This is a genomic window from Nostoc sp. KVJ3 (assembly GCF_026127265.1).
Lineage (GTDB): Bacteria > Cyanobacteriota > Cyanobacteriia > Cyanobacteriales > Nostocaceae > Nostoc.
The window spans coordinates 1,667,625-1,680,992 of record NZ_WWFG01000002.1; the positions used below are offsets into that span (position 1 = coordinate 1,667,625).

10 protein-coding genes are annotated in these 13,368 nt (G+C 39.0%); 8 read left to right on the top strand and 2 right to left on the bottom strand.

The genetic code is table 11. The annotated features are described in order from the left end of the window. Positions 1-638 precede the first annotated feature (638 nt). Both GTQ43_RS23225 and GTQ43_RS23230 read left to right on the top strand, forming a co-directional pair. Positions 639-1,931 (top strand): ATP-binding protein, encoded by a 1,293-nt coding sequence (locus GTQ43_RS23225; RefSeq protein ID WP_265275090.1) that lies wholly within the window; start codon positions 639-641, stop codon positions 1,929-1,931. Beyond that, positions 1,921-3,693: a tetratricopeptide repeat protein gene (locus tag GTQ43_RS23230; protein ID WP_265275091.1), complete on the top strand. Its 1,773-nt coding sequence runs from the start codon at positions 1,921-1,923 to the stop codon at positions 3,691-3,693. The genes GTQ43_RS23225 and GTQ43_RS23230 overlap by 11 nt, the downstream gene beginning before the upstream one ends. A gap of 126 nt (positions 3,694-3,819) precedes the next feature. Here GTQ43_RS23230 and GTQ43_RS23235 read toward each other — a convergent pair whose 3' ends face one another. Further along, a complete protein-coding gene (locus GTQ43_RS23235; protein ID WP_094332720.1) occupies positions 3,820-3,915 on the bottom strand; it encodes a cytochrome b6-f complex subunit PetL in 96 nt (31 codons plus the stop codon). 202 nt (positions 3,916-4,117) lie between these two features. Here GTQ43_RS23235 and aroB point away from each other — a divergent pair, with 202 nt between their 5' ends. Beyond that, positions 4,118-5,230 (top strand): 3-dehydroquinate synthase, encoded by a 1,113-nt coding sequence (aroB, locus tag GTQ43_RS23240; protein ID WP_265275092.1) that lies wholly within the window; start codon positions 4,118-4,120, stop codon positions 5,228-5,230. Between the two features lie 1,182 nt (positions 5,231-6,412). Here aroB and GTQ43_RS23245 read toward each other — a convergent pair. Next, complete coding sequence (locus GTQ43_RS23245) at positions 6,413-8,215, bottom strand: endonuclease (RefSeq protein WP_265275093.1); 1,803 nt, start codon at positions 8,213-8,215, stop codon at positions 6,413-6,415. Positions 8,216-8,587: 372 nt separating this feature from the next. Between GTQ43_RS23245 and GTQ43_RS23250 the strand changes: the two genes are divergently transcribed. From GTQ43_RS23250 to GTQ43_RS23270, 5 genes are all read left to right on the top strand, one after another. Further along, positions 8,588-9,262 (top strand): HupE/UreJ family protein, encoded by a 675-nt coding sequence (locus GTQ43_RS23250; protein ID WP_265275094.1) that lies wholly within the window; start codon positions 8,588-8,590, stop codon positions 9,260-9,262. Positions 9,263-9,363: 101 nt separating this feature from the next. Then, positions 9,364-9,927 (top strand): leucine zipper domain-containing protein, encoded by a 564-nt coding sequence (locus tag GTQ43_RS23255; RefSeq protein ID WP_265275095.1) that lies wholly within the window; start codon positions 9,364-9,366, stop codon positions 9,925-9,927. Between the two features lie 63 nt (positions 9,928-9,990). Continuing rightward, positions 9,991-10,377: a DUF2358 domain-containing protein gene (locus tag GTQ43_RS23260; RefSeq protein ID WP_265275096.1), complete on the top strand. Its 387-nt coding sequence runs from the start codon at positions 9,991-9,993 to the stop codon at positions 10,375-10,377. A 1,166-nt stretch (positions 10,378-11,543) separates the two neighbouring features. Further along, positions 11,544-12,296: a hypothetical protein gene (locus tag GTQ43_RS23265; RefSeq protein WP_265275097.1), complete on the top strand. Its 753-nt coding sequence runs from the start codon at positions 11,544-11,546 to the stop codon at positions 12,294-12,296. 573 nt (positions 12,297-12,869) lie between these two features. Next, complete coding sequence (locus tag GTQ43_RS23270) at positions 12,870-13,319, top strand: NUDIX hydrolase (protein WP_265275098.1); 450 nt, start codon at positions 12,870-12,872, stop codon at positions 13,317-13,319. Positions 13,320-13,368: the final 49 nt, after the last annotated feature.

Below are 13,368 nucleotides of genomic sequence, written 5' to 3' on the forward strand. Positions count from 1 at the left end.
GTTTCACTTCGTACCACTTCGTGGAAGCAAGCTACAACCCAATCTACAGTTAAGTCTGCAACAACTTTCTAGTCCTTTTGCGATCGCACTCAGCATCTCCATCGTTATTTGCTAGTTGGTGCATAGGCGTAGGGTGTGTTTTCAAACTGCTCGTTTAGCCTCCTAACTTTTTAGATCCCCCTAAATCCCCCGATAAATTGGGGGACTTTAGGAGACTCTTTGCCCCTCTTTTTAAGGGGGGTTGGGGGGATCTAAAACTTTGAAAACACGCCCTAGCCCGTCGTAGACATCGCTAGACTAATTAAAATAAAACTGCTTCTGTCCCCTCTACCTACCCTTAAGAGAAAATTTATTTTTTTTGATTTGTTAGGTAACTTTTACTATTTCAAATGTATCATCTATTATTTATTTATATTTATCTAATGTATAATCTATCATTCATTATTATTTATATTTACTTCTATTACTTGTTTATCCGTTGGGATTGTAAAAGAGAAAGTATCCTCTTGAAAAATATAAGACAGTATCACCTAGTAGTCATTTATTAATGGAGTTAGGAAAATTGAAATTACCTGAACTTCTACTTCAAAAATCATGAGCCATTATATGGATAGTTAGCACCTTTACAGCACTATCCAATGTCTCAAGACTTATTAAACTCCTTTCAAGAAGCATACAGCAATCTCGAACTATTTCCGTTGATGGAACGGAACGAAATGGAAAGATTTAGAGTCGAATATGGTGATGATTTGATTGCAGACCTGAACCAATTAGTGGAAGATAGTCCTAATGGAGATGGCAAAATTGTCTTTACAGGACATCGGGGATGTGGTAAGTCTACTTTGTTAGCTGAGTTTAGCCGCCAAATTCAAGATAAATATTTTGTAGTTCTCTTTTCTATTGCTGACAAAATTGAAATGTCGGCGGTTAATCATATTAATATCCTGTTTGCGATCGCAGTTAATTTAATGACAGAGGCAGAAGCACGCCGAGTTGATATTCCGCAATCAACTAAAGAAGCTCTTTATAAGTGGTTTGCTACTCGCACTCGCACTGAAGAATTGAATTTACAGGCAGAAGCTGGTATAGGTTTTGACCTCCTCAAGTTAATTAGTTCTAAATTAAAAGCTGATGCTAGCGTTCGGGATGAAATTAAGCAAGAATTTGAACGCAAATTATCAGATTTAGTTGCCAGAATTAATGAAATTGCTGCTCTAATTCAAGCTGCAACTAAAAAAAATGTTTTAGTAATTATTGATGACTTAGATAAACTTGACTTAGGAAGAGTTAACGAAATTTATCGAGATAACATTAAAGCTCTCTGTCAACCTAACTTTCAAATTATTTATACTATACCCATTGCCGTACTTCGAGAAACATTTATCAGCACAATAATTACCACTGAAACCAACGATCAGGTTGTGGCAATGCCAGTCTTAAAAATTTTTGATAAAGGTAAAAATCGCTTTCCTAATGCCCTACCTCGTCCTGAAGCAACGAAGATTCTCGGTGAAGTTTTACAAAAGCGGATTCCCGGCGAATTAATCGCCCCAGAAACGGCTGAGAAAATTGTGGTTTACAGTGGTGGCGTATTGCGAGAGTTAATTCGGATCTCTAAGGAATGTTGCCGTATTTGTTTGCGGACTATCCGACGAAATCCTTCAGCAGAGGTTATTATTGATGATAAAATTCTCCTTCAAGCAATCAATAAAATCCGCAATGATTTTTCCATTCGTTTAGGAAAGGTTGATATCGATATTTTGCAGAGTGTTTATGAACAATTTATGCCCAATGATCCCAAACAAGCAGAGTTTTTGGATTTGCTACACGGGCTGTATGTTCTAGAATATCGTACTGATGAAACTTGGTACGATGTTCATCCAATTATTATTGAAAGCTTGAAAAGACAGGGAGCTATTAATGTTAAATGAAGAATTATTAGATAACGAGGGAGAAAATCAAGATGCCTATGATGATTTAATTGTTTCTATTGAAGCTCAAAAGCGGGGATTAAATTTACTGATTGCAGTTTGCGATGATGCTAGCTTTCGGGATGAGATTATTGCCCAATATGAAGCCGAACTACAACCCGCTTTCCGTGCATATCGAGTAACTTTAGCACGTCAGGAACCAAGCCTCAAAGCTGCTCTTAATCAACTAGTACAACAAGAAGAATATCTTCGTCAGCAAAACCCAGCAGCGATCACCGTGACGGGGGCTGAACAACTTTATTTTCTTAGACTTGGAAAAGAGCAATCAGAACAGGAGAAATTTTTTGGTTATTTACAGTGGACAAGGGAAGGATTGCGCGAGTTTCCTTTTGCGATCGTCCTTTGGGTAACTAATCAGATTTTAGTGAACCTGATTAAAAAAGCTCCTGACTTTTGGAGTTGGCGGAATGGTGTATTTCGGTTTGAATCTAAAAAAACGAATGCTATTCCTGGTAAAGAATTAGAACCTATACGCTTCGTTTTTCGAGATACAGAATTAGCCAGTACAGATACTAATGAAAATAACCCCTTTTTCTTGCCCATTCAAGATTTACAAAGACTAATTGAGAAAATAGAACAGGAACGGGGAACTAAAGATCCAACCTTGGCCACTTTATATTCAAGATTGGGCGATATTTACCGTAGTAGATTAGATCGGGGTGAATCTCAAAATTATCAAGAAGAACAGGAATTAGCAATAAAGTATTGGCAAAAGGCGATTGAATTACAAAATGAATCAGGTTTGCAAATAGACTTAGCTACTAGCTTCAACAATTTAGCAGGAATATATCGGGCAACAGGACAGTACAACGAAGCCGAACCCTTATATAAACAAGCTTTAGAACTGAGAAAACGCCTACTAGGAGATAACCATCCTTCTTTTGCTACTAGCCTGAATAACTTGGCAGGACTCTACAAATCTACTGGACAATATAGTAAAGCTGAACTTTTATATAAACAAGCTTTAGAACTGAGAAAACGTCTGTGGGGAGAAAACCATGCTGATGTCGCCGTCAGTCTGAACAATTTAGCATTACTATATGATGAACAAGGACGTTATGATGAAGCAGAACCTCTGTATCTGCAATCATTAGAACTCGAAAAACGTTTGGTTGGCGAAAATCATCTTTCTTTCGCTCTGATACTGAATAATTTAGCGCTACTTTATTATCATCAAGGGCGTTACAGTGAAGCAGAACCTTTGTCGCAACAAGCAATAGAATTGGATAAGCGATTTTTGGGAGAAGATAATCCCGATGTTGCAACAGATTTGCACAATTTGGGATTGATATACCGCGCTCAAGGACGCTACGATCAAGCTGAGTCTTTGTTTTTAGAATCATTGGAACTCAAGCAGCGTCTGCTGCAAAAGGCGCATCCACTCTTAGCAGATACAATCTACGCTCTTGGTTATATGTACAGGGAGCAAGGACGCTATAATGAGGCGGAACCTTTATGTATAAAAGCCTTAGAACTTGATAAGCACCTATTGGGAGAAAATCATCCCCATGTTGCCGAAAGTCTCAATAATTTGGCAGAAATTTATCGTGAAACTGGACGTTATAGTGAAGCAGAACCGCTTTATTTGCAAGCTTTAGATATTTGTGGGCGAGTCTGGGGTGTAAATAATATTCGTAGTGTTACTGTTCGTAAAAATCTAGAAAAACTTGCTGTAGCAATGCAGAATAATGAAGAGTGCTAAAGCCGATTAGAATAGACAGTTAACTTGTGCCGATCGGATAAAGGATCAGGCGTTGCTGAATCTAAGTATGAACTTGAATGTAGAGACGTAAAATTTTACGTCTCTACCACCCCACAGGAGTCTTAGTTAAATTATCTTGGCAGTCCGTAAACCGAACAACAGACCAACAGACAAACCAAAGAATAAAGCTAAAAAGCCGATGTAAGCTGCAATTGCAAACATTTATTTTTCTCCACAATACTAATACTTCCTAAATATATTGAATCATTAGTTGTTGAAGATTGGGTATTGGGCATGGGTTTCTCCTTGTCTCCCCTGTCCCCTTTGTTTCCCTTGTCCTCCTTGTTCCCCTCATCTCCCCCAATGCCCCAATCCCCAGATTGCGATAGAATACAGCCCACGGGCGCTTGTTTGGGGTTGAGCAATGACTTCTGTAATTAATGTAAATTTACCAGAGCAATCTTATGAGATTGCGATAACTTCGTTGAGCTACGCTAACGCATCTTCGAGTTTAGATCAACTGGGTCAACAGATGGCCAATCTGAAGCTAGGCAAGAAGGTACTGCTAGTTTCTAATCCAACGATTTTTAAGCATTATGGCGAAAGAGCAATTACATCCCTGAAATCTGCTGGATTTGAAGTTGCTAGCTGCACCCTACCACCTGGTGAACGCTACAAAACCCTCAATTCCATCCAAAAACTCTACGATGTTGCCTTAGAAAACCGCCTAGAACGTTCTGCTACTATGGTGGCTTTGGGCGGAGGTGTAATTGGCGATATGACTGGCTTTGCCGCCGCAACCTGGCTGCGAGGCATTAATGTTGTGCAAGTGCCTACAACTCTCTTGGCAATGGTAGATTCGGCAATTGGTGGCAAAACTGGCGTAAATCATCCCCACGGTAAAAACTTGATTGGGGCATTCCATCAGCCGCGCTTGGTTTTAATTGACCCAGATGTGTTAAAAACCCTTCCTATGCGCGAATTTCGGGCAGGAATGGCAGAAGTTATTAAGTACGGTGTAATTTGGGATGCTGAATTGTTTGCCCAGTTGGAAGCAAGTAAACGGCTCGACCAACTCCGCTATGTAAAACCTGAGCTAATAGACTCCATATTGACGCGCTCTTGTCAAGCAAAAGCTGACGTTGTTGGCAAAGATGAGAAAGAAAGCGGATTACGGGCGATTCTAAACTATGGACATACCATTGGTCATGCTGTGGAAAGTTTGACTGGTTATCGTTTAGTAAATCACGGTGAAGCGGTAGCTATTGGTATGGTAGCAGCCGGTCAAATTGCTGTGGATTTGGGAATGTGGCAAAAAGAAGACACGGAACGTCAAAATGCTTTAATTCAAAAAACGGGTTTACCAACTCAGTTACCATCTGGGGTGGATATTGAAGCAATTATTGAGGCGTTGCAGTTAGATAAGAAAGTCAAAGCGGGGAAAGTGCGATTTGTTTTACCAACGCAGATTGGTGTAGTTACAGTTACCGATGAAGTACCATCAAATATTATTCGGCAAGTGTTGCAAGGAATGTGAACAATTTGAAGAAGAATTCAATTTACTGTTGAGCAGGTGTTTCAAAAGGCGAAAATACCATTAGATGCCGAATAGCAGACTTTTTGTGTCTAGCACAAGATGAAAGTCTACCCTATGTTAGTTCCCAGGCTGTTGCCCAGGAACTAGAATAACCTAAGCGTTAGAAAACATGGTAAGCATTACTAATAGAACAACTAATGCGCTAATCCAAAGAGCTAACGATCCCCAACTAACTGAATCTTTTTGTACTCTTTGCCAGAAATTGGTAACTAAGTTATTCCGAATTGCCATTTTATAACCTCCAATTTTTATTAAACTTGCACTTATTCAAGGCATAAAGCCTTTATTTAGTAAAGAAAAGTTCATTTTTAGGGTATCAGCCTTTGTTTGCTAATTCCCAGAGACTAATCAACAGAGATTTAAATTAATTCATGCAGCAATGTCTACGATAATGCGTTTGTTTTAAAGCATTACCGATTTAAAAAACGAACAAAAATTTACAAAAAGATATTTGTTGATGCTTAACTTGATTTTCCCATACGTAACTGTTTACATTTAGAAATTTGGTGATTTTGAGAGAATTCTTAACGTTTTCTTAATCATGTATAAAAGGTAATGTTTCTCAAATCAAAAACTACTTAAATAGTGATTATGTTTCACTTTCACTCTTGATTTATCTAGATTTGAAAATAAACACAATTAATATAAAACTAATTATGACAATCTTGGCAACAGCAAGTATTAGCACCCAAAATGGTATGCAAAATATTCGGCTTGCATGAAGCAGCAATAAATCTATGACCCCGTGCCGCTGTTGCTCTTGGGCGGAGCCATATAAAAATCACTACTCGCGCTGAACGCAAACAGGCGATCGCACAAGCAGGTTACAATACTTTTCTGCTACGTTCTGAACTCGACTTTATCCATTTTTTGGCAAAGCTCAAGCTCATGCTGAAGGCCTCGTGCTACGGTAGTTTTACTTTTTTGCCAAAAAGCTAGGGTTTTGTCGATACAAGAGAACCAAGTTCTTAATTTTGGATAAAGTCGAGCTGAAGATGGGTATCTAATACCAGTTCTTTATGAAGATGCACATAATAAGTCCCCCAACACATCGGGGGGACGGCGTAGCCGAGGGGTAAATATATGCAGCTTCACAAAGAAACGGTATAAAACACTAACGTTTCAAGAATCACAGTATGCCCGTTCTGCTAATGTGACATCTAGAACGAAAGGATTATCATTACCTTGAAAATCAGCGATCGCATGACTGCGTTCTATTTCAGTAATATCAGGTAGGTCTTGCTGATTCCATTTACACAAAGTAGGACGCTGATTCTGAAAGTAATTTCGGTCTATTTTCTCAGCCTGATTCCGGTAAATAGTGTAAAAGTAGAACACTGCTCTAGCTATATCCCCTTTTACTTTCTCTCTAGGCTCAAATTTAGCAGGTGATGATTCGCTAAACTCGTCAATTGCACTTGTAGGAATTGTAGATTGAACAGTATCATCTCGATACCATTTTTTAGTCTTGGTGTCAGCTATATCGTCGAAGGGTTTATTTCCTCGCTCACTATTAATATCTTCGCGTGCCGGAAATAGATGGTGCAAGTCACTTTTGGGATTACCGTTATCAGCCCCTTTACTTTGTGGCCAAACGTGTTCGGTATTCAGTCCTAACTTGTCAGCTTCCTGACTAGGATCGCCATTACCATTTAAACGAATTTGGTAGCTAGCATAGATATCTGTGACAATACCTGCTTGGTTGTCAATAATGCCAAACATTTCGTCTTTTGCGCGATCGTAGTTCAAAGTTTTGCTAGGCGTATACTCTTTAGCTAGTTCTTCAACTAGAGCAACTTTGGATAATTGAGGCAATATAATTGCCGAATCACTTACAGGAGTGGATTGGGTAACGGGAGGAGTTGTGTCAGAGGTGGACTGGTTCGCAGGTAATGTAAATGCTGCAATCACAGGATCGTGGTCGCTGACAGGCTTAGTAAAGCCAACGTTGACATGCACAATGTCAATTTTCGGTTGAGCAAGACGAGAAAGATTTTGACTGACCAACAAATGGTCAATAAGTTCAAGATTTCCACTAAATTTGAAACTAAAGCGATCGCTAGCAGGTAAACTATCGGTCAGATTTTCCAGAATGTTACCCTTCAAGGTCTTCAGAGGTAGAGAATCTGGTAAATCGTTTAAGTCACCTAGTACAATTACTTTCGCTTGCGGATCAGCTTCTAGTATTTGTCCTACGAATTCATTAACGATTTCGGCTTGTTTGACTCGTTTCACATCAGTAGGCGAACCTCCCTTTTTAGAAACAAAGTGATTAGCAATGATAAACACTTTTTGACCATTAAAAATAAATTCTGTCGCCAGTGGTTTACGGCTTGCCTCGAAAGCACTATTGGTAGGGTCAATCCGACCTGGATTGAGTGAAAGGTCAAGACCATTTGCACCTTGAGTAATAGCCACAGCATCTAATGAACCACCTTTTCTAGGCAGTTTTGCTAGAGTTATCCGGCTGGGTTGAAACAATAAACCGACACGGATATTACCTCCAGGTTCTCCACCATCTTGGTCGTCGCTGGGTGCAATCTCAACAAAGTCGTATGCTGGACTACCGATATTTTTGAGCGCAGTAATCAGTTTTTGGTAAGTCTCGTTTGCATCCACAACGTCATCATCGACTGGCCCGTTGTTATCCTGAACTTCAACCAAACTGATGACATCTGGTGCGTTCAAATTATTGCCAATAATTTTGGCAATATTATCAAAGCGTTGATCTTTCGGGTCTAAATTCTCCACATTAAAAGTTGCAACAGTCAATACATCCTGGGAACTTTTTAGAGATGTTGTTTCCTGTTGTGAAACTGGAAGTAAAGAAGTTGGCAATTGAGCTATTGGACTAGCGTGCAGTGGGCTAATCCATACAAAGAAGATGAGAGCAACACTAAGTAGTTGAAATTTAATGAATTTCATTCTCTCTTCCAATGAAGGTACTTTATAGATTAATCTTCTTTTTAATAGAGTTCAATTAAGATAAGTTTTAGGTTAGGTAAAGGAGAGCATTATATCTGAGAGAAAGTACTCAAATAAAAGGAAATTACAGCTAGATTTTTAAACTATATTTGCAGTCGATTAGATACCTTCTTAAATATCAAATGTTGATAATTTTAGTAGCGATATCGGGACGGGCTTTTCTACAAGAGGCTACGCCGCCCGTTATACTTTTCAATAACCGTGGCTTTGTATAACTTCATAAAGCTAGTACAAGGCGGTGTAATTACCACGTTAGTTTTTTTAATAGGTGGGTAGTATAAATTACCGAAGAAACTAATTTGGCATATAGTGATGTTCAAAACTAAATTATCGCAATTCCGTGCTTCACACGAATTTTATACCTCGAAGCTAGCCGATCGCCATATCGGAGCGATCGCAGCTTTAATTTTAATTAGCTTACTGAGTTCATTGAGTGGAACTCCACTTAACCATACCATCACTAACTGCTGGGAAGGCTTTGTCTGGGGATTGGCAGATCCAGTAATTAGCTTAAATTGTTTAGTGAGTATTATTGCTATTGGCTTACTCTCATCTATGTTTGTTCGTGGCGCTGCGATCGCTGCATATTTTGTCTTAGCAGCAATATTGGGCATTGTAATTCATCTATTCCAGCTAAATTTACCAGGCATAGAAATAGCGATCGCCATTTCTAGCATCGTTTTTGGTACTATGCTGATGATGCCAAATCAACCAAACTTTATAGTACTTGCTCTGTTGGGCATCAGTGCTGGTTTATTTCAGGGTTACACCAATGCTGAATCTATTATTGGAGCAGGAATGATGCCACTAATTGCCTATATACTAGGCATAACCTTAACTCTATTTGCGGTTGCCATGACTGCCAGAGAAATTGGTACTGCAATGGGTATGGGAGAAATAAACCGAATTTTACCCTGGAAAATGAGCATTGCTGGCTTCGCTTTGTGTGCGATCGGTATCGTATTTTTGAGCAATTCAATGATCTAGGAATACACTAATTTGGGGGGTAGTACACTTAAGTGTGCTACCCTGGTACTTAGATGCATCTCTGCGCTAATCTAGAGGTTAGCTATATCTAATCAAGGTTTATGACATCCGAAGAAATTGCGGAGATGCTAACGAAATTATTTAACACATCGGTTGTTACTGCGATCGCTCCTGGCTCGTGGCAAGTAGACACTTCAACATTTAGGCTGTTGGTGCTGCTTTCCGAAGATAATACTTGGCTAAGAGTTTTACTGCCTATTGTACCCGCAGAGTCAGGGCAACCATTTTTAGAACAGTTCCTAGAAGCCAACTTTGATGACACTCAAGAAGTCCATTACGCTTTATATGAAGGAGTAATTTGGGGGGTATTTCAACATCAAAGTGGCAGTTTAATGAGTGCAGATTTGTCCAATGCAATCAACCGACTTGTATCTCTCCATCAGGATGGATTAAATAATGTCTTTAATCGACTAGTTGAAAGCCGCATCAGGCAAATTATTCAGGCAGCCAAGCAGCAAGGACAATCTCTACAAGCTACTATGCAAAGCTTGGAACGCTTTTATGCAGAAGGATTGATGGGCGAAATAAACCAATCTTCAGAGGCAAGAGAAGAAGTTCTAGCTACTTGGCAGCATCAGTTAGAACGCCTATGGAATGAAGATTAATTTAAATTTTTAATAGAGATTTATATCGGTGCTGCATTTTTATATTAAAGGAATGTATATATTATGAATATAATTGAAATTCTCAAAGAAGACTATCAAAGATTCCCCATAAATCAAACTTACAACATTTACGCTCCAGATGTTTATTTTCAAGATCCACTAAATAAATTTCATGGTGTTAAACGTTATAAAGAAATGATTAATTTTATCCAAACTTGGTTTTTAAATCCCAAGATGGACTTACATAATATTCAACGTTTAGGAGACACAATAAAAACTGAGTGGACACTCAGTTGGAATACACCTCTCCCCTGGAAACCACGAATCTCTATTCCAGGTTCAAGTGAATTAGGTCTTAACTCTGATGGTTTGATTGTCTCCCATGTCGATTATTGGAATTGTTCGCGTTTAGACGTGGTGAAGCAGCATTTATTTGCTAAAAAAATGTAACCAAATTAAGAGAATTTTTTAAAACAAATCTGAGTCCAACTCCCTTAGAGGTTGTTTGAAAAGTGGTTAGCTGTGATTTTAAGCACCTGTTGATCCCCCCTAGCCCCCCTTAAAAAGGGGGGAAAACTTCTTAAAGTCCCCCTTTTTAAGGGGGATTTAGGGGGATCTAAAATTTTTGCTACAAACAATAGGACTTTTCAAACAACCTCTTAAGCAGAAATACTGACTTTGCGAATGGAGCGTACCCCTTCGCTCGCAATGACTGTAATTAATTCTGCATGGTTACTTATATAGGACTTACGCAAAATATATATCAAACTCTGATTTCTCCGTGTCGCGCCAGTTGCGACAAGTCGGGGAACCCGCCCAATGCACTGGCAACTCTATTGCCTCTGCGGTTCGTTATTCCGTAACTCTTGCATAAGTCCTATTATATTTCAAAAATCAAATATGACTCCTATGGTGAATAAGCTAATCATCCAAAAAAACTAGATGCAATATCTCAATTAAGAGAAATTACCCAGATGTATATATTAATTTTATAATCAATAAAATTATTCACGAATTTTACTGAACCAAAAAACAGCTTTACTAAGTCAAACTAACTCTATAACCCTCTCTCAAAAATATATCTATGTTCTAGAAAAAGCTGAACTAAGTTCCTCTAGACTGAAAACAATTGATTCCAAGAGCAATAGATATAGAGAATGAGCAAATGCTATTTGTTCATTACAACTATTTGTTGATGACTGGTGCGATCGCAATTTATCCAACATAAATATTGGTACTATTCATGAGAATTAATTGTTAATTCTGAGCGAAAAAGTATCTTAACAAACTGAGTGATTGCCCTCATAAAATCATGGATTTGGTGTGCATAAAAACATTTGAGAAGCTTCTCATATAGAGCATCTTGATTCAGATTGTTGATTCTGAATTATTCTTTAATCTGTTAAATAATGCTCTTAGGTAAGAGATGTTTATATACAGTTAATATCATGCAACATCATGCATATTATCTTGTGCATTTTGTAGTATAGTCTCATTTGTCATGATTTTGAGAATACTACAATCTGCGAATTTCAATAATTTTGCTTGTTTAAACCCTCATTAGAGTTTATAGTGATACGGTGTTTTCCCTTACAAGTTCTCAGCAGGTTCATACCATGATTTATTCTCAAAAATTTCAGAAATATTTGGCAGGTTTCTCTTTATCTCTAGTATTAGTAGCTGATTTAGTCATCACACAAAAAGCTCCCCCAGCTTTTGCTGAAACTGTCAATTCATCTATCGGTAGTGCTGTGACATTCAGTTGCAATGATAGTGAAGCGACAATCAAAGCTAAAAATGGCCCCAGAGTAGTTAATGGAACTACATCTTTTTACATTGGTTATCAGCAAGTATCATCTAATAACAAAAACCCTGTAACCATCCGTTTTAATAATGGTATTAAAGCATGGTGTCGGACTGACTACGAAACAACAAATGACGACGGTACAGGTTACGGATTGTATTGGAATGGGGGAGATGTTTTATATGGCGTTTACTCTTCCACTGGGAGTCAGCCTGGTAATGATTTTCGCCGCTTTGCTACTGGGCGTTGGTTGGGGAGCTATGGTAGCGGAGGCGGGCCAAAAGTCGCAGTTATAGCCCGGATTAATCCAGCTAATGGACAAGTTTCCTATGCCACATTTTTATCTGCCAAAAAAGCAGATAATGGACAAACTAACTCTTTAGTTGTTAGAACCCTATCATGGAATGGCACAAATTTGACTGTAGAGGCAAAGTCATGGTGGACTCCCCGGAAAGCTAATACCAACTCCATGACTTGTTCTGGCCCATCACCTTATATATACACAGCAGTATTTACTAGCGATTTAACAAGGGTTAACTCGGCTTCCGCTGCTACCTGTAGTTAAAGGGTAAGGATTCAACTATAGGAATCATATTTGATTTTTGAACAAAATTAGGTATTGTAGGGGAGGCAGGGGAGGCAGGGGAGGCAGGGGAAGCAGGGGAAGAGAAAGAAATAAATGTAGAAGCAATCTGTAACGGTCGTAAAAAATACGCTTATTTGCCTCTTTACTCCCCCTACTCCCCTGCTCCCCTGCTCCCCCTGCTCCCCCTGCCTAAGAAAGCCTATTTCACGAGGATCTCACTTTTTCGCGTTGCTCCCACCCGAAGGGAGGTTCCCCCTGTTGTGGCAAGTGGCGTGGGAAACCCTTTCGGCAGTTCCTTCTGGGGGAAACTCCCAGAAGGAACTGCCTCACCACGCGACTAGCTCCCCTACGTATCTTTTCTCTAAATCAAACCGGATTCCTATATCTATCAAGAGGCTATGGTGTAGACACAAGTTTAGGACTTACGCAAAACTACATACTATTTTAATCTTCTTATAACCTAAATTTAACCAAGATTTATCCGGTATCAGCGCTAGACTTTTTGAAATAAACACTATACAAAAAAGCTAGACTGTACAGGATGCAAATTACATGAGTCGAAGAGTCAGCAAAGTATTTAAACAGTCTGGGGTGATTCCTTATAGAGTGAACAATGGCAAGATTGAAATCTTGCTAATCACAACCCGTAACTTTCAACACTGGGTGATTCCCAAAGGAGATATTCCTAACGGCATGAGTCCACCTGCGTCAGCAGCAAAAGAAGCATGGGAAGAAGCAGGGGTGATTGGGCAGGTAGACGTGAATGAACTGGGAACTTACAAGTACCGCAAAGGAGGTAAACATTACCGGGTCAAAATGTATTTATTACCAGTCGAGATGCTAAGTGAAGATTATCCAGAAGCGAGCAAAAGAAAACGGCAGTGGGTAGAAGTAACTACAGCTATCAGGTGGATTAAGTTTAATTCACTCAAACGAATTCTGAAAGGTTTTTTCCAAGTCGAATCTCACTTTTGTGCATTTCAAGATGCTAGTCATATATAGAGATATATAGGAATCCACTTTGATTTTTGAATTTATCTGCGTAGGTAGA